The organism is Rosettibacter firmus (genome assembly GCF_036860695.1).
In the GTDB taxonomy this organism is placed as follows: domain Bacteria; phylum Bacteroidota; class Ignavibacteria; order Ignavibacteriales; family Melioribacteraceae; genus Rosettibacter; species Rosettibacter firmus.
Window position 1 is genome coordinate 169,477 of the sequence record NZ_JAYKGJ010000002.1, and the last position, 18,711, is coordinate 188,187.

The 18,711-nt window shown below is 31.1% G+C and carries 12 protein-coding genes and 1 CRISPR repeat array; all 12 genes read left to right on the forward strand.

The features are described from left to right. The first annotated feature begins 1 nt into the window (after position 1). The 12 genes from cas7i (at position 2) to VJY38_RS07690 (ending at position 18,561) form a co-directional block, all read left to right on the forward strand. Positions 2 to 1,075 (forward strand): type I-B CRISPR-associated protein Cas7/Cst2/DevR, encoded by a 1,074-nt coding sequence (cas7i, locus tag VJY38_RS07635; RefSeq protein ID WP_353680096.1) that lies wholly within the window; start codon positions 2 to 4, stop codon positions 1,073 to 1,075. A gap of 86 nt (positions 1,076 to 1,161) precedes the next feature. Beyond that, a complete protein-coding gene (gene cas5 / locus VJY38_RS07640) occupies positions 1,162 to 1,962 on the forward strand; it encodes a CRISPR-associated protein Cas5 (protein ID WP_353680097.1) in 801 nt (266 codons plus the stop codon). Further along, positions 1,959 to 4,634: a CRISPR-associated helicase Cas3' gene (gene cas3, locus VJY38_RS07645; protein WP_353680098.1), complete on the forward strand. Its 2,676-nt coding sequence runs from the start codon at positions 1,959 to 1,961 to the stop codon at positions 4,632 to 4,634. Before cas5 ends, cas3 begins: the two co-directional genes overlap by 4 nt. Further along, positions 4,634 to 5,134 (forward strand): CRISPR-associated protein Cas4, encoded by a 501-nt coding sequence (cas4, locus tag VJY38_RS07650; protein ID WP_353680099.1) that lies wholly within the window; start codon positions 4,634 to 4,636, stop codon positions 5,132 to 5,134. Before cas3 ends, cas4 begins: the two co-directional genes overlap by 1 nt. A 400-nt stretch (positions 5,135 to 5,534) precedes the next feature. After that, a complete protein-coding gene (cas1b, locus tag VJY38_RS07655) occupies positions 5,535 to 6,626 on the forward strand; it encodes a type I-B CRISPR-associated endonuclease Cas1b (RefSeq protein WP_353680100.1) in 1,092 nt (363 codons plus the stop codon). 60 nt (positions 6,627 to 6,686) lie between these two features. Beyond that, entirely contained in the window at positions 6,687 to 6,950 is a 264-nt protein-coding gene (gene cas2, locus VJY38_RS07660) for a CRISPR-associated endonuclease Cas2 (RefSeq protein WP_353680101.1), read from the forward strand. A gap of 100 nt (positions 6,951 to 7,050) precedes the next feature. Beyond that, a CRISPR array of direct repeats spans positions 7,051 to 11,284; the repeat unit is 30 nt; unit sequence GTGTTAATCGAACTATAGTAGAATTGAAAC. Positions 11,285 to 12,008: 724 nt separating this feature from the next. Then, positions 12,009 to 12,935, forward strand: coding sequence for a M28 family peptidase (locus VJY38_RS07665; RefSeq protein ID WP_353680102.1), 927 nt, complete (start codon positions 12,009 to 12,011; stop codon positions 12,933 to 12,935). 157 nt (positions 12,936 to 13,092) lie between these two features. Next, a complete protein-coding gene (locus tag VJY38_RS07670) occupies positions 13,093 to 13,581 on the forward strand; it encodes a tyrosine-type recombinase/integrase (RefSeq protein WP_353680103.1) in 489 nt (162 codons plus the stop codon). A 175-nt stretch (positions 13,582 to 13,756) separates the two neighbouring features. Further along, positions 13,757 to 14,320: an HNH endonuclease gene (locus tag VJY38_RS07675; RefSeq protein ID WP_353680104.1), complete on the forward strand. Its 564-nt coding sequence runs from the start codon at positions 13,757 to 13,759 to the stop codon at positions 14,318 to 14,320. Between the two features lie 111 nt (positions 14,321 to 14,431). Beyond that, positions 14,432 to 15,259 carry a DNA adenine methylase gene (locus VJY38_RS07680; RefSeq protein WP_353680105.1) on the forward strand — a complete coding sequence of 276 codons (828 nt, stop codon included), beginning with the start codon at positions 14,432 to 14,434 and terminating at the stop codon, positions 15,257 to 15,259. After that, on the forward strand, positions 15,256 to 17,256 hold the full coding sequence (locus tag VJY38_RS07685) for an ATP-binding protein (protein ID WP_353680106.1): 2,001 nt from the start codon (positions 15,256 to 15,258) through the stop codon (positions 17,254 to 17,256). The genes VJY38_RS07680 and VJY38_RS07685 overlap by 4 nt, the downstream gene beginning before the upstream one ends. Beyond that, positions 17,257 to 18,561 carry a hypothetical protein gene (locus tag VJY38_RS07690; RefSeq protein WP_353680107.1) on the forward strand — a complete coding sequence of 435 codons (1,305 nt, stop codon included), beginning with the start codon at positions 17,257 to 17,259 and terminating at the stop codon, positions 18,559 to 18,561. It begins immediately after the preceding gene. Positions 18,562 to 18,711: the final 150 nt, after the last annotated feature.

Consider the following 18,711-nt stretch of genomic DNA (forward strand, 5'->3'; position numbering starts at 1 on the left):
TATGGCAAATCAAATTAAAAACATAACACTTACAATTATTTTTGAAGGTTCAGCTCTTAACAGAGATGAAAAAATTGGTGGTAATATTCTCTCAATAAAAAAATTGAATGTTAATGGAGAAGTAAGATCTTTTATCAGTAAAGTTGCAATCAGGCATTATTTATTTGAAACTCTTTCAAAAGCTTATCCTGATATATGGAAAACTGCAATTGTGACTGATCAGGGAAATGTAATTCAATTTGACCTTTTAATTGAAGATATTTTAACAAACGCTGAACTTGATGCATTTGGTTATATGTATACAATTAGTGGAGAAAATTCAATCACAAGAAAATCTCCAATCGGAATTACAAAAGCAATTTCACTTACTCCATATAATCAAGATTTAGCTTTTTATGCTAACCACGACCTAGTAAAAAGAGGGAATTATCAAGGTTTTTCATTGACCCCTGATCCTTACAGTAAAGAAGAACACAATTCTTTTTATAAACTTTCTTTCACAATAGATTCAGCTATTTTGGGTAAAGATACATGGATTGTAAATGCTGAACCTAAATTTAATGGTTCTGATACATTGGAGATCTATTTTGGTAATGAAAACGTTAAAACAATTACAGTCGAAAGAACTAATTCTGAAGCAAAAAAATTTTATTTAAACAATGGTAAAGTTTCTGTTAACCAACTGAATAGAAATATATTTGAAATCATATTTGAACTTAAGGATGATATTAAAAAACAACGAATTAAATCTATACTTGAAGCTATTAAATCTGGATTTTATGCTCAGTCTAGTGGTGAATCAAATTCTATTATCCCATTGTTTTTAATTGCAAGTGGTGTGAAAATCCCATCTCCTGTTTTTCATCCTTATATAGATATCGTTAAAGAGGATTCTGGTTTTAAGGTTTTAGGAATAAAGGATGGATTAAATAATTTTTGGATTAATTCAGATAAAATTTATCTTTTTAATTGTGAGCGATTAAAAACTTTTGTAGATGATAGCAGAATAACAAGGGATTGGAATGAATTTCTTAAAGATGTTGGATTAGATAATGGTACAGATTCTAATGTGTAAAAAATTTTATTATAGGATTTTAAGAATGTTTTTAAATCTAATTCAAAAACTCATTGATATCAACTAAAATAATTATTTAAAATACAATGAAAATACTTAGAGTTATTATTTATCAACCACAAGCACATTACAGAATCCCTTTCACATATCAGAGAAGACACACCTATCCAATACCACCTTATTCAACAGTGTTTGGATTTTTAATTAATTTAATTGGTATTTATGATCAAGAATCAAACGATTATAAACAACTTAATAAACTCAAACTTTCAATTGCAGGTAAGTTTGAATCAAAATCAACTGAGATGATTTGGTTTAGGAATTTGTTAAAAAGTGCTCACAAAGATCGATTTAAGCATCCTCAGAATAGATTTTTAGGTGGGCATATCGAACATTTTGGTGGTCAATCTCAAATGTGGATAGATATCCTTAATAATGTTGAAATTATTATTTATATGTATCATGAAGATGAAAGTGTTTTAATGAAAATTTATGAAAACCTATTAGAACCAAAGAACCGGCTTGAAATTCTACATCTTGGAAGAGCAGAAGACTGGATAATATTAAAAGATAAGCCTGTATTTCTTAATGAATCAGACCTTAGCTTTAAACGACTTGATCGTAATTATGGTTATTTTTTCTGGATCCCTGAAAAAATTTATTCTTTTGATTCTTATACAATCGACTTTAACAACCTCGATGGATTACTTTTTAATATCCCTGTCTTTTCAAAAATTGAAAATTATCATCAAACTTTTAATCGAAATGGGAAAAGAACATTTATTAAATATATGAGAACAAAATTAAATGACGGTAAAATTCTTAATGTTAATTTGCTTCTTGATAAAAAATTATGTCTCCCAATATTTCTTGGAGATTTTCAATGAATAGTGATAACTCTATTTGGGCAAAAAGAAAAAAACTTGATGCTGTTAGTCAAAGAGAAATATTTATAACATTAAGTGACCATACTAATCACCTCCTACAAAAATTTGATGAGATTAAACATAGATTAAAGCCCGAACTTCACTATCCAATAAAACTCGCAATTCAATTACATGATATTGGTAAAGTTCTACCAAGATTCCAGAGAAAAAATTTAGGTAATTTGAATTACAAACCTTTTGATGTTTCTATTGATATTTATCATTCCATTCTTTCAGTTCTTCTAATAAATAAAATGGAACTTAAAAGTGAACTTTCAAAAAATAACATTAACGATGATGAAATAGAAAAATTTATACTATCTGCAGTGGCTTTCCATCACTGGAAAGATAAGTTTGAGGATTTATTTAGATATGGAAATAAAAACTTTAGTCTACTAAAACAAAAATCCATTTCCTTTAAAGAAGAATTAATTAAAAATCTTAAAGAAGAGATGCAAAAGGTTAATGATTTTAATATTAATCTTATTGAATTAGATGAAAACATGCTCGAAGGATTATCGGGAGAAAAATCAATTCCATTTTATGAATATGTTTTACCACCGTATCAATTATATTATCTTCCCCAGAGAATTGATGTAAATGAAGAGAAGAATATTGATTGGATTTTAATTTCCGGTTTTTTAATTAGATGTGATCATTTTGCTTCTTTTTGTGAAGAAGAAAATTTTGATTTCCCTTTTGAAATTGAATTACCTCAATTTCATAGAACTAAATATAGTATAGTTAATGAAATTATAAACAGGGCAAATTTAAAAGATGGACATAATATCTGGCAAATAGAAAAAATCGATTCTTTTCAAAATAAAAATACAATTCTTATTGCTCCTACTGGATTTGGGAAAACGGAATTTGCTTTTTTATGGGCTGGGAATGAGAAATTTTTCTATACTTTACCTATAAGAGCTGCTGTAGAACAGATCTATGAAAGAGCTAAAAGAATTTTCAACTCTGATCAAAAAAATGACGAGGATATAAAACAATTGAATGCAATTAAAGAGGAAAAAGTTGGTATATTGCATTCCGATGCTGATCTTTTTTTAATTGATGAACATGACGAAGAATATTCAATAAGACAATATGATACTGCAAAGCAACTTGCATTTCCAGTAACAATTTCTACTGGTGATCAGTTTTTCCCATACTCCTTGAGACCTCCAGGATATGAAAAAATTTATTCTTTATTTTCTTATTCAAAATTAGTAGTGGATGAAATTCAAGCTTATGACCCTGTTTCTGCAGCTATTGTTGTTAAATTTGTTCAAGAAGTTGCAAGAATGGGTGGAAAAGCTTTATTAATGACTGCTACTTTTCCATCATTTATAAAAGATGAAATTCAGAGTAGGTTTGAAAATAACTTACAATTCACTTCACCTGAGATTCTGAATTTATACGAAGAGAATAATCAGCAATTAAAAAATCTAAAAAAACATAAAATCCGTTTGATACAAATTGACAATTCAAAACCTGATAATTCTTCTACTTTTTATTTTGATTCACAATTAGTAGATAAAATTATTCAACTCGGAAGAAAAAATAGAGTACTAATTATTGTAAATACTATTTCTTTTGCACAAACTATTTATGAAAAATTCTGTGACATTTGCCATAGTGAATCTATAGAACTTTACTTGTTACATTCCCGATTTACTTTTAATGATAGAAAAAAAATTCAAAATGAAATTGAAAATGAATTTAAGAATCCAAAAACAGTGAACGAAAACAATGGGAAAATATTAATTGCAACACAGGTAATTGAAGCTGCGGTTGATATTGATGCTGATTATCTTTTTACAGAAATCGCTCCATTAGATTCTTTAATCCAGAGGATGGGTAGAGTCTTAAGACGATATAGAGAAAATTATGTCTATGATGACGAGCCTAATGTGAATATTATTTTCTTTAATAATGGGACCGAATCAGGAAATGGGCGAGTATATAAAAAGGAATTAATAGATTTAACAACTATAATTTTAAATAATCTTATGCAAAACAGTGGAAGTATAAATTATGACGAAATTGATACTCAAATAAGTTTATATTTTGAACAAATAAAAAATAGGAGAAAATTATTTTCTCTTAATATGCCAATTTTAAGTGATACTTTAATATCTGAATACCAGAAATATGAACTTGTAAATCTACTTTTTGATGAACTAAAAAAATTTAAGAGTGAATCTACTTTTTTAGATGAGTTTTATTCTACTCTTAAATTATTAGATGATGGTTATATGGCTGATAGAAAAGCAGAAGCACAACTAAAATTCAGACCAATTGTAAGCACCTATGTTATAAGTCAAGACTTAAAAGAAAAACTTAAAGAAACTATTTTACATTTTTCTCACTTATATCTTAATTCTAAAAGACCTTACACAATGTTTAAAGAAAAAATTATCTCTGAATATGTTACAAGTGTTGTTGGTTTAAAGCGAATTGGTAAAGTAAATTCTGTTGCTTTCTGGATTCAAAATGAATTAGCTTTACCAGATGAAAAATTTACTAAATTGATTAGTTGGACTGAGAATATCTATTTTGTTGATTCAAATTATGATTCTAAAAAAGGACTGGATAAAAGTATAAACGAACAACTGTCAAATCTTACGAATATAATTTAATGATAATTAGCGGTACTCATATAAATTATTATAACCATTGCAAAAGGCATCTGTGGTTTTTTGCACATCATATATTTATGGAGCATACTAGCGAACTTGTTGCACTCGGTAAGTTTATTTCAGAATCTACATATCAGAGAGAGAAACATGAACTGCATTTAATTTATGGAGAAGATGAAATAATTATCGACTTTTACGATCCTAAAAATAAAAGAATTCATGAGGTTAAAAAGTCCAATAAAATGGAAGAAACTCATATCTGGCAGGTTAAATTTTACATTTATGTGCTTGAGAAAATGGGAATTAAAGGTGTTACTGGCGAAATTGATTATCCCAAGCTTCGTCAAAAAATTGATGTTATTTTAGATGATAATGATAGAAAAAGAATAGAAGAAATTAAAGAAGAAATACCTAAAATAATCTCTAACGATATACCTCCTTCTGTAATAAATAAATCTTACTGTAAAAATTGTTCCTATTATGAATTGTGCTATGTTTGATTAATTTAATTATTCACATAAAGAAAAAATAAAAAAGGGGACATTAAAAAATAAACTTCACAAATAAAAGACCTTGCCAACTAAATAATATAAAACAAATTGTTTTTTATAATTTTTAATAAACTAAATTAGTGGAATATAAATTTCACAATCAGTAAAAGTAAACTATGATCAGATTAACATTTGAAATGCTAATTCATTAAATAATTACAACTCTGTTTAAATCAAATACGAGATATTTTTATGTAATTCACATAAATTTGATTAATTGCATTAATTGAAAGCCATAAAAATTTTAAAAAGTTATTATAAAATTATTTTAAGAGTGAACAAATACGGGGTCAATATTAAAATTAGAATTACAGTTAAGTAGTTTACGTGAAAATCATATAAAATAACTATGAAACAAAATTATTACATATTTAGTAGTGGAAAACTTATTCGCAAAGAAAACACACTCTACTTCGAACCAGGAGAAAGCTGTGAGCCACAAGAAATTCAAACCTCTGAAGAATCAATTGAAGTAGAAGATCAAACAATAAGTGAAAGCGATAATGATAATTCTGAGCCTAAACGATTGCCTCGTAAACCAATTCCTGTGGAAGATATCGATTCAATTTATTGTTTTGGGGAGTTAAGATTTAATACAAAATTTCTGAACTATCTTGCACAAAAAGAAATAATACTTCATCTGTTTAATTATTATGGTTATTATACCTCTTCATTTTATCCAAGAGAACCTTATGTATCTGGTAAACTATTAATAGAACAGGTTAAGAATTACCTCGATCCAGAAAAAAGAATAAATATCGCACAAAAATTTATTTTAGGAGCTGCTGAAAATATTAAAAAAAACTTACAATACTATAATGTAAGAGAAAAAGATTTATCATATTTCATTAATACGATAGAAGAACAAATAACAAAAATATCCAATTCTAAAGATGTACAGGAATTAATGGGCATTGAGGGCAATATAAGGTCAAATTATTATATTGCCTGGAATCTTATAATAAATAAAGAAATAAATTTTGAAAAACGAGAAAAACATCCTCCAACAAATCCAGTTAATGCCTTAATATCATTTGGAAATTCTCTTGTTTATACAACGGTCTTAAGTGAAATTTATAAAACGCAATTAAATCCACTAATAAGTTTTTTGCACGAACCTGGAGAAAGAAGATTTTCATTATCGTTGGATGTAGCAGAAATATTCAAACCACTTTTATCAGATAGAATAATATTTAGTTTATTAAATAAAAATCAAATAAATGAAAAGCATTTTAGTAGCGAATTAAATAAATGTTACTTAACAGAAGAAGGGAGGAAAATATTTCTAAAAGAATTTGATGATAAACTAAAAACAACAATAAAACATAGACAATTAAAAAAATCTGTGAGCTATAGACATTTAATAAGACTTGAATGCTATAAAATAATAAAACACCTTTTAGGAGAAAAAGAATATAAACCATTCATAATATGGTGGTAAAAGAAACAAGTAATGTGTAATATATTTTAAAAATTATCTTTGATAAATAAGGTATTAAATATGTATGTTATCATAGTATATGATGCGGTACCCAAGAGAGGATTAAAATTATTAAAATACTTAAGGCAGCATTTAAACTGGGTACAAAATTCAGTATTTGAGGGAGAACTAACAGAAAGTGAATTTGAAAGAATAAAACACGGGATAAAAGAGATAGTAAACGAGAAGCAAGACAGTGTAATTTATTATGTATTTGATTCGCAGAATTATCATGAAAGAGGAATAATAGGGATTGAAAGGAATGAGATTGACACATTCATATAAAAAGTCGTCGATGTACAGGGGGAAATACATTATTAAGGGTCGACGACAGATAAACAAAAAAATTATTTGATTATAATAAAAAAATGCATATTTTGGGGCGGTGTTAATCGAACTATAGTAGAATTGAAACATTTTAACTATGCGCCCGTAGCTCAACTGGATAGAGGTGTTAATCGAACTATAGTAGAATTGAAACCTGAATTTGAGAAATTATGTGCAAATTCCTGAACAGTGTTAATCGAACTATAGTAGAATTGAAACAGACTGTCTAAAAAGCTCTTGAAAGCCTGTTTTACAGTGTTAATCGAACTATAGTAGAATTGAAACAATGCCAATCCATAATCAGTTAAAAAAGCATCATTTGTGTTAATCGAACTATAGTAGAATTGAAACGGGGTACATAGGATTTTCGGAATATCTCCCCATTTGGTGTTAATCGAACTATAGTAGAATTGAAACATTAGCAGAGCAACTGTTCCCGTGTACCTCCCAGAGGTGTTAATCGAACTATAGTAGAATTGAAACATAAAAAAAAAGTTTAGTTCTTAACAAACGTGATTAGTGTTAATCGAACTATAGTAGAATTGAAACTATAAAAATTCTAAGCGATGCATTGCAAATCGCAAAGTGTTAATCGAACTATAGTAGAATTGAAACACTTTAAAGCATTGCTAAACAATAATAATAAATTAGCGTGTTAATCGAACTATAGTAGAATTGAAACTTTTTACACAACGCAAACATATTGGGACATACCAATTGTGTTAATCGAACTATAGTAGAATTGAAACTTTGCTTTCAGAAATATAGAAGATTCCAAATTTGGGGTGTTAATCGAACTATAGTAGAATTGAAACTTTTCTAAATTAATAAGATAATTCCCAATAGCTTCTTGTGTTAATCGAACTATAGTAGAATTGAAACTTTTTTATCCCCCGCCGGCTCGCTTTTTCGTTGAAAAAGTGTTAATCGAACTATAGTAGAATTGAAACTCTTCTATTAATTTCCCATATGCACTATATGCATTGTGTTAATCGAACTATAGTAGAATTGAAACTTATAACTTCCTGTATATTTTACAATCCACCCTTGGTGTTAATCGAACTATAGTAGAATTGAAACATGTTTTTGTTGTTGCATCATAATTTAATTCACTCATGTGTTAATCGAACTATAGTAGAATTGAAACCGCTTTTGTCCACTTTAAGAATTCATTAGCTGCTTCGTGTTAATCGAACTATAGTAGAATTGAAACTTATTATCAATGACAATAATGCGGTCTTTATATTTATGTGTTAATCGAACTATAGTAGAATTGAAACTAAAATGGGAAGGGATCTCGTTTAAACCACGTTAGGTGTTAATCGAACTATAGTAGAATTGAAACTCAGGTGCATCATAGCACCATTTATCTAAATTATTATGTGTTAATCGAACTATAGTAGAATTGAAACTTTTTTAAGAAGTTTAACTTCTTTTAACCATATTTCCGTGTTAATCGAACTATAGTAGAATTGAAACTTTTTTATCCCCCGCACCACCGAAATTTCGTTGAAAAAGTGTTAATCGAACTATAGTAGAATTGAAACACTTTTCTGAGCTATGATTCGAAATATTGAATAATAGTGTTAATCGAACTATAGTAGAATTGAAACCCGCTTAACGCTTTAACAGCTTCATCGATATTTTCTACGTGTTAATCGAACTATAGTAGAATTGAAACTGCTTTTTCATATTATACCTCTTTTTTTGTCTTTGGTGTTAATCGAACTATAGTAGAATTGAAACTGGTGAAAATCGCCATTTTGTTTTGTTAAAAAATTAACGTGTTAATCGAACTATAGTAGAATTGAAACTTAAAATGTTTTTTTGCAATTTCTGCGTATTCCTGAGTGTTAATCGAACTATAGTAGAATTGAAACTTTGACATACCTTTTGCGTCAAAAGATTTTAGTGATGGTGTTAATCGAACTATAGTAGAATTGAAACTTAGTAAAAAGAGGCTTACCGGTTTCATCATATCCAGGTGTTAATCGAACTATAGTAGAATTGAAACTAAGTATTATTATGTGGATGGGAGAACTTATGCCAGTGTTAATCGAACTATAGTAGAATTGAAACACGTGCTGGTAGCAGTCATGGTTGTGAAATTCTTGTTGTGTTAATCGAACTATAGTAGAATTGAAACGAAGATAAAGACTATTTTAAGCAAAAATTCAATGAAGAGTGTTAATCGAACTATAGTAGAATTGAAACAACTAATTCGCCAAGCGTTTCCGCAGTGGGGGTAACCGTGTTAATCGAACTATAGTAGAATTGAAACATAAATCATTCTATCGGTGCGTTTGGAATCAGTCTGAGTGTTAATCGAACTATAGTAGAATTGAAACTTCAAGTTTAGCTAAAACACTTGGTATTGATACAAGTCGTGTTAATCGAACTATAGTAGAATTGAAACTTCATTATCTGCTTCTTATACTGTTTATACGTGTATTGTGTTAATCGAACTATAGTAGAATTGAAACTTTTTTAGGGGGCGATCAAGATACAGCATTTATGAGAGTGTTAATCGAACTATAGTAGAATTGAAACAATCTTGCTATTGTTATTTGTTTGCTGTCTTAGTGCACGGTGTTAATCGAACTATAGTAGAATTGAAACAATTATGATCCGTCCAGATGCCGTAACGGAGGTTGTTACGGGTGTTAATCGAACTATAGTAGAATTGAAACTTATATATCTATATTGTTTATCTTTGTGCGTTCTTAGTGTTAATCGAACTATAGTAGAATTGAAACTGATTACAGAAATTTCATAAATGCGAGAATAGAGGCGTGTTAATCGAACTATAGTAGAATTGAAACTAATTTTCTCCATCGGCAAAATTCAAAAATGGCAGTGTGTTAATCGAACTATAGTAGAATTGAAACATCTATTATATTTACAGTGTAAATTAATCAATAACAGTGTTAATCGAACTATAGTAGAATTGAAACATAGGAGGGATAGCGATCTTTTCTGGGGTGAGAACAGTGTTAATCGAACTATAGTAGAATTGAAACTTAGAATATGTGTCTGATACAAATGCTGTGTCTTTGTGTTAATCGAACTATAGTAGAATTGAAACTAAATACACCCAGCAATTGCGCCTTTTTTGGCGCGCCCTGTGTTAATCGAACTATAGTAGAATTGAAACGATTTTGGGGTTGGCTGCTCATTAAAGCAATTTGCCGTGTTAATCGAACTATAGTAGAATTGAAACTTTAAAATCTGAAGTGGACTGTCAACATCGAAATTGGTGTTAATCGAACTATAGTAGAATTGAAACAGAATTAATTGACTTTAGAGAAGCTTTAGGTTATTCAGGTGTTAATCGAACTATAGTAGAATTGAAACAAATGTTCGAGAATTTTTCGTGGAATTAATCCAATAAGTGTTAATCGAACTATAGTAGAATTGAAACAGTGTATTTTTATTTTTTATAAAATTTTTTTTTCAAGTGTTAATCGAACTATAGTAGAATTGAAACTAAGGCTCACCAATATAAAAATATACATTGCGTTCATGTGTTAATCGAACTATAGTAGAATTGAAACTATATCTTTCGTAAACCAAGAAATGACAGCAAAGAATGTGTTAATCGAACTATAGTAGAATTGAAACTCAGGTACTTTTACTTCAACCTTATCAATTAAAATAGTGTTAATCGAACTATAGTAGAATTGAAACTATAATTCTTCTCCACAATATGGACACACAATACCATGTGTTAATCGAACTATAGTAGAATTGAAACATTTTTTAATATTTTTATCAAAATTCATTTTACTATTTGTGTTAATCGAACTATAGTAGAATTGAAACTACATTTACGCAACCATATAACATTCCTGTCTTAAGGGTGTTAATCGAACTATAGTAGAATTGAAACATTGTAAATCTCTTATAAATTCTTCTTCGCCGGTCATAGTGTTAATCGAACTATAGTAGAATTGAAACTCAGTCAATATTAATTTTCTTTCACCGATTTTTATTTGTGTTAATCGAACTATAGTAGAATTGAAACTAAAACAAAAATAGCAGCAATTCCCTCTTCGGGAGAGGTGTTAATCGAACTATAGTAGAATTGTAACATTATCATTGCAAGAAGTTCATCTATACCATTTATATGTGTTAATCGAACTATAGTAGAATTGAACCCCTTTTTTATTTTTTAATCAGTTTTCAATTCTAATTGTGTTAATCGAACTATAGTAGAATTGAAACGTATATTGAAGACTCCCAATATTGCTCAATTGATATTCGTGTTAATCGAACTATAGTAGAATTGAAACATTACTTCTTTTTTCATCTTGCTGAAAAAATATTTTAGTGTTAATCGAACCTGCCTGCGGCAGGTTTTAACTCCGTCGTAGACGAGCAGGCTATAGTAGAATTGTCCGATAGGCTTTGCAGCCTATTGAGATCTTCGTGGCTAAAGCCACTACGTCCGATAGGCTTAAAAGCCTATCGAGATCTCAGTGACTTAAGTCACTTCGAAAAAACTTTAATGAATGTGATAAATTGCAATAATATTCAAGTGTTAATCGAATCTGCCTGCGGTAGGTTTATCTGCCTTCGGTAGACTAACCTGTCTCTGAAAAATTAAATCAAAGTATGATTTATTTTGCAAAAAGAAATACTTGTTACATCAAATAAGAATAATCTATGAAAGAGTTTAAACATGGAGGAAACAAAGATATTGAAGAATCTATCATAATTATCTGATTTTTTATAATAATTATGAATTGAATTTTAGTGCTTTGTAGTTTTTATGTGTAGAATTAAGAAATGTTTTATTTCTATATATAAAACTAAAAATTCAAACTCATATTTTAATTAAATAAAATGATACCATAGAATTTTTAATCCATTTAATAAATAAAAACAAAGTAAATACATAAAAAATCTATTTTATTTCTACTTGTAATTCATAAAATTTGCATAACAACAGAGAAAAGTTTAATCGAAGGTTTATTAAATTTAGAAGTTAGTTTAAGACATAGTTGAAGTAAAAACATGGATGAATTATTGCTGGAATTACAGAGATACCAAAAAAGAAATTCTCGCAAAGAAAAGAATGATTTCATTGATTACTTAAAACAAAAATTTAACAAACTAGGATTTGAATTTAATGTAGTTAAAACAAAACTTATTAATAGTGTACATTTTGAAACTGTTTCAGATGATAATCCAGATATTATATTAATGGCACATTATGATACCGGAACCATATTACCATGCTGGTATGAATGGCTTATTCGTCTCACCGGTCATACAAGATCTATTTTAACAGCCTTGATAGTTTTATTAGTTTTTAAGTTAGTATCATTAACCTATAATGAAATAATAATAAATATTTTTACAATTACTGTTGGATTATCTTTTTTTATACCTGCGCTTTTTATTAAAAATCAACATACAATGAATGACAATACAAGTGGAGTAATGGCATTACTTTTATTAGCAGAAAAAATTGCTGTTGACGATTCATTAAAAAAGAGAGTAAAAATTGTTTTTACTGATAATGAAGAAAAAATACTAATTGGTTCATATCAATTACGTAAGATATGGGAAAAGAATGGACTTAATTATAAAAATGCAAAGATAATTAGCGTTGATTGTATCGGACGGGGGGAGCATGTAATAATTTCATATAATTTTGTAAACAGTATTGCAAAAGAGCTAATTAAAGTTTTTGAAAAAAATAAAATTCGAGCTAAATGTATTAACATGTGTTTAGTCCCTTTATCTGATGCATACAATTTCTGGACTACTGGCGCAGTCAACATTAACATGATGTACAAAACTATTATTCCAGGAGGTTATTATATAAAGAATATACATTCATATCGAGATAAAGAAATTTCAAAAGATAATATTAAATTAATAGTTGAATCTCTTATTGAATACATAAAAACATATACTACTACACAGTATAGCTAGATGAAGTAATGTAATTCTATCAGTTGTTGAAAATAGTAATTAATAAAAATAATAGAACGCATAAGAATATCACAGATTATCCTAACGCATTTTCTAACAAATTGTTTGAATTTTTAAAAGCATTTTATATATTGAACTTGTAAAAGTAAATATTATAATGTTACAAATCCGTATTAAAAAAGGCAATTCAAACGAGATTTGGGTCTCTTTTCCTTACAATCCTACTCTTGTAGAAAAGATAAAGACTGTCAAAGGTAATCGCTGGTATCCCGAAGGTAAATATTGGTTGTTTCCCAATACTGATGGAACTCTGCAAAAGATTTTGTGGAAAGAATATAGGCCAAATAAATGGTTATTTTCTGGTCAGGATAAAGAAAGATATATAACAACGCGAACGGTTGAAAAAATATTTCTAAAAGCCTGTGAGTCTGCTAAGATATTAAAACCTATAACAGTTCATAGATTAAGACATAGCTTTGCAACTCATCTTTTGGAAGGCGGATCTGATTTGAAATACATACAGGAGCTTTTGGGACATGCAAACAGCAAAACGACCGAGATTTACACCCATATAAGCACAAAAAACTTGGGAAAAATAAGGAGTCCTTTGGATTCACTACTTTTAAAAAGAGGTTGTGGTGAATGATATTATTTGTTGGGTTAGAGATTCCGGCTATTCAGCCAGAGTTAGAACATCTGCACCAAGGTGCTGATATTATCCCAGATTGTAGGAATCCATCCCTTCGGGAGTAATATATATGCACTCGGAGTGTTGATGTAAACGAGTTAGGCGAGATTCGAATGAGGGAGGAGGTTTTAAAATGCCTGATAAAGACGTAAAAACTATAAGAGATCTTATATACTACCAATATGCAAAAATCATAGCTAAACGCGCTTTTAATATTCCTAATGGGGAAGAAGTAAAGAAAAAACATTATGGATTTATAAAAGAGACATTTCAAGAATTAAAAAACGGTGTTAAGTCTTGGTCAGACATTACTCGTGAAGATTGGCAGCTTGTGGAGTCAGAAGAAAAATGTATATATTGTGGTTCAACAAACAATCTCAATAAAGAACATATAGTGCCAAAGTCATTAAAAATTAAGCCTGAATGTAGGACTTGTGATAAAATTCAAGCTATTCATAACCAAATTTGGGCATGCCGTCAGTGTAATTCTTCAAAAGGGAACAAAGGAGTTTATGAATTTTTCAAAGCATTGTACACTAATAAAAAGAAATTTTATGACTATATTCCACCATTGCTGGAAAAGAAGTATTTGAAGACAATTTACAACTGTCACGAATGCGCAGGGACGCTTGATAAAGGAGATATAGATAGCGATGGGGAAATATCTGTACTTGAGATTGATTTTATACTTCATTGAACTTTGCCTAACAGCGGATAAAATGCTTCGCGCAAATTACTTTCGACAACTTCGTTTATTCGCAAAACGTTATAAGCAATGCCGTGCCATATGAAAGCATCAAGGTGCTTAATGAAATACAAAAAAGTTAGTTTTATCCGTTATCCCGGTGGAAAACAAAGGGTTTTAAATTACATAATCCCTCACTTACCTCCGAGAGAACTTATAAAAGGGAGATTTATAGAACCATTTGTAGGAAGCGGTGCGGTTTTTTTTGCATTGAACCCTAAACGCGCCTTATTAGCAGATATTAATCCAGAACTTATTGATTTATACCGTGGAATACGCCGTTATCCCTTGAAAGTTTGGGAAATATATAAGAGTTTCCCGAAAACAAAAAAAGCATACTACGAGATTAGGGCAACTAAGGTTGATGGAATGGACTTGGCATTCAGAGCAGCCAGAACCCTTTATTTAAACAGGACTTGTTTTAAGGGGATGTGGCGACACAATTCAAATGGAGAATTTAATGTTGGCTATGGAGGACAGGATAGACGATGGGTAATTAATAAGGAAACTTTAAAAGAGATTTCTAGTAGATTAAAACGCGCTATTTTAAAATGTAGTGATTTTGAAGAAATAATCGAAGAAAGCACAAAAGAAGATTTTATATTTGTCGATCCACCATATCGACCTGCCGAGCGTGAATTGCTTCACAGTCATTATGTATATGGAAAATTTAGTTATTCCGATTATCAAAGGCTGGGAAAAGCATTGAAAAGAGCATCAAATAGAGGTGTTACATGGGCAATGACCATCTCCGCCCATCCTGATATTTTAGCTCTGTTTGATGGTTTTCATATCATACTTATACCAAGGGGTACCGGGAAAAAACCTGGAATTTTAACAAATAACTCAGGAGAAGTTATAATTTGTAATTACGAGGAGGTACTTCTATGAAAGAATTCTTTGAGCAAGCGGCAATGTTAAATCATCCTCTCAGAATTTTACAAAGATTTCTTGACCAAGAAAAGGCAAACGAACAGGCAAAGCAATACGATAAAATGCGTTTTGTTGGGTATGTTCTGGAAATTGGATATGACACAGTCACAATTATTACTTCTGACCCTTTCAAGATCGCCGTGGGTGGAGTGCCTCGAAATTCACTACTTATAATGGTGCCGTCTAGTTATGATACTTTACCCCCACATTTCACATTGTTACGGGTCCTTGAATCAGCACCTACTCCTCTCTCAAAAGAAGTTCAACAGACATACTTTGAATTGCAAAAAAAATCGATGCCGGAACTCGATATTTTCACTCAAAGCGAGTTGCAATGGGGAGCACTTAAAACCGCAGTCCTTGGTATGTTTTATCCACACCCTGAAAGAATGGATGAGGTAGAATTTTCAGGAGATTTAAATAATTTTGTTAGCGCGCATAAGTATCGTGTTTATGCTCCTGATGATGATTTATTGAACCTTATAACTAATTCCATGGTACCCAATGAAAATCGTTTTCCCATAGGCGATTTACGACTAACTGAGTGTAGATTACCTCTTCAAAACAAACCTCACCCAAAGGTTACAGTATATGTTTCAACAAAGGATTTTATGGGTACCCGCACTGCAATGTTTGGCAAAACACGACTTGGTAAAAGCAATGTAGTGAAATTAATTGCACAAAGTTTAATTGAGACAACAAAGGATACAAAAAATGTTGGACAACTCATATTTGACATCAACGGGGAGTATGCGAATGATAATCCACAGGATAACAGCCAATCATTAAGAAGTGCATATCCAGAACGGTGTGTTGTTTATGCCTTAACACCAAAGTCAGCAACACCATCAAATCCTTTAAAGATAAATTTCTATGAACATCCTGAGAAGTCTAAATCAATAATAAGGAGTTTACTTGAACAGGATGGAAGGGCATCAGGATATGTAAGAAGTTTTACTAGCGTGGAATTACCTTCACTTGACGAAATCAGGAGTCTTCCGTCCGGTGGCGACCAAGCAAGAGCACTTAGAAAGATTCAAATTTTTTGGGCTATTCTCAAAAAAGCCGGATATTCTGTTGATGAACGGCAACTTTTCTCGGTTGCTCCAACAGGCAATCCAGCCAGCAGGTTTAACCCCGGGTTTAATGTAAATCTAAGAAGCGCAGCTTATTCCTCTGAGAACATAACACCTACTCCACAACATCCTAGTACTTTAGATGAATTGGTTAGAGAATTAGAAATAATAAATCGCTTTAGGCGTGCAAACCTAAATCATCAAAGTCTTACTACTGGGTCAGGGAATCCTCTATTTGATGCTGATGATGTTGCCTTGTTAGAATTTTTAGAACCCCAACCTGGTAGAAGCGGAGTATCTCTTATTCAACCTTATCGGATTTATCATGATCGAAGAGCGGGTGATTTTATAAATGAAATTATCAAGTATTTAGATTCTGGAGTAACGGTAATTCTGGATCTGGGGAATGCCAATCCAGAAGTGATGAATTACTTCTCTGATGAGCTATCACTGGCTGTTTTAAGACATCAAGTTGATAAATTTTCTAACAATCAATTAGGTAATCACTTCATACAGCTATATTTTGAAGAAGCCCACAATCTATTCCCTCATTCAGGAGATGTCACCACAATTTACAGCCGTTTAGCAAAAGAAGGGGCAAAATATCATATTGGAATGGTATATTCCACCCAATCACCAACGACAATCAATAAAGACTTATTAGCACAAACTGAGAATTTTTTTGTTGCTCATCTTGCGTCTCAAGATGATGTTAATACACTTGCTAAAGTGAACATCGCATACGAAACTCTAAAAGATGATATTCTTCAGGCAAAAACAGTTGGGTATATAAGGATGCTTACACGCTCCCATCGTTTCGTTATATCTGTTCAAGCAAGGAAGTTTACATTACCCAATTCAAATCCGGAGGGAAAATAAATGCCTTATAAAGCTGGAGACCGATTACCCGGCGAAAGAGCGAGTCGTCTGGGGCATCTTGAAGTTCTTAAAAGTGAACTTGTAAATAAATTGGTAAAGAATTTTGAGGATAGTAACTCACCAGCAACTACCAGTAATTCTTTATGGGAACCTTTACCCCCCGGTGGGGAACATCTACCTTTGGTCTTTGGTATTGACGGGTCAATGCAGCCAATTGAGTCTGAGACCCCACCTCATAAAAGGCTTGCATTTGTAAAAACAGCTCTATTGAGAATTGACCAATTTGCACTTTCTAAAATAGACAGGGACTCTCCACATCCGCTAGCATTGCGCGATATACTTGCAGATTCAGCATTATATCATGCAACAGTTTTTCCACTGAGACATGTTTCTATTCCAGGGCAAAACACATACCACGCAATACGACAGATTATTTTTGAATCCCTTAAGGACAAATCTTTAGATGGTGAACCAATGGAAACCCTTAAATGGATTGCCTTTGAAAAGTGGGATGGGAAACAAAAACAATTACCACTTTTTGAATGCCCTTATTGTGAAAAAACCGTGGCTACGCTTCCATATAATGCTGAAACGGGTAAATGCCCTGAATGTAATGGAGATTTATTTTTAACAGATATGCTTGGTTTTCATCAGGAAATGGCCCCAGATTCAGCGCCGGATACTATTGCAACTGCTTATATGAGCATTCATGAAGTTTTATTACTATTTACTGGCATTCGATACTATTGGGAGAGAAAGAGAGAAGTTCTTTCTAAATGCCTTTTTGTAAAAGATGGCCCGCTCGCTATTCGTGCTCAGTATTCCAAACTTGTGGCTCCTATACGACGATTTTTATCGTTTGCAAGGGATCAAGGTTATCCAATACATATAATTGGGCAAGAAAAATCAGGAAAGTTTTACGATCACTTAGAACTCATAGGGAGAAATGCCCCCGAGGGATATATCTTCATACCAGGTGATCAATATATAAAGGAAGAAATTCAACATAGACCTAGCACAGGAGCTCCTTATGGTAAAGACACAAATTATGGAGCCAAGATTTTTATTAAAATCAATAATTATCATAAGATGGTATTAAATATTCCAACGGGTGAATTTGTTGAGAATCCGAAGTTATCTGATTTGATTGGTGCAAATAACATTTTTGCCACACTACCAACCATTTTGAGCAACCGATATGAAGGGGCTCTTTTACCTGTTGAACTTGCCAATGGTATTGCTTCTCTTTCAACTTATCCGTCGGCACAAATTCTCAAAATTTTTGCAGAAGCAGGAGGAGCATAGCTATTGGATGAATTATAAAGATTTTAGACTCTACATTAAAAAGAAAGTTGGCACAGCACGTGTGTATAACACAGCATAAAAGGTTTGTCCGGCAAAGGCGGACTCACCCAAATTCCGCCTTCGGCGGAACTATTTTATGCTGGGAACATT

What these genes read in the sequence shown, in the direction of transcription:
- cas2 (WP_353680101.1), top strand. Translation starts at nt 6,687, where the DNA reads ATGTATGTTATCATAGTATATGATGCGGTACCCAAGAGAGGATTAAAA.
- cas1b (WP_353680100.1), top strand. Translation starts at nt 5,535, where the DNA reads ATGAAACAAAATTATTACATATTTAGTAGTGGAAAACTTATTCGCAAA.
- cas7i (WP_353680096.1), top strand. Translation starts at nt 2, where the DNA reads ATGGCAAATCAAATTAAAAACATAACACTTACAATTATTTTTGAAGGT.
- cas4 (WP_353680099.1), top strand. Translation starts at nt 4,634, where the DNA reads ATGATAATTAGCGGTACTCATATAAATTATTATAACCATTGCAAAAGG.
- VJY38_RS07670 (WP_353680103.1), top strand. Translation starts at nt 13,093, where the DNA reads ATGTTACAAATCCGTATTAAAAAAGGCAATTCAAACGAGATTTGGGTC.
- VJY38_RS07685 (WP_353680106.1), top strand. Translation starts at nt 15,256, where the DNA reads ATGAAAGAATTCTTTGAGCAAGCGGCAATGTTAAATCATCCTCTCAGA.
- VJY38_RS07675 (WP_353680104.1), top strand. Translation starts at nt 13,757, where the DNA reads ATGCCTGATAAAGACGTAAAAACTATAAGAGATCTTATATACTACCAA.
- cas3 (WP_353680098.1), top strand. Translation starts at nt 1,959, where the DNA reads ATGAATAGTGATAACTCTATTTGGGCAAAAAGAAAAAAACTTGATGCT.
- cas5 (WP_353680097.1), top strand. Translation starts at nt 1,162, where the DNA reads ATGAAAATACTTAGAGTTATTATTTATCAACCACAAGCACATTACAGA.
- VJY38_RS07665 (WP_353680102.1), top strand. Translation starts at nt 12,009, where the DNA reads ATGGATGAATTATTGCTGGAATTACAGAGATACCAAAAAAGAAATTCT.
- VJY38_RS07680 (WP_353680105.1), top strand. Translation starts at nt 14,432, where the DNA reads ATGAAATACAAAAAAGTTAGTTTTATCCGTTATCCCGGTGGAAAACAA.
- VJY38_RS07690 (WP_353680107.1), top strand. Translation starts at nt 17,257, where the DNA reads ATGCCTTATAAAGCTGGAGACCGATTACCCGGCGAAAGAGCGAGTCGT.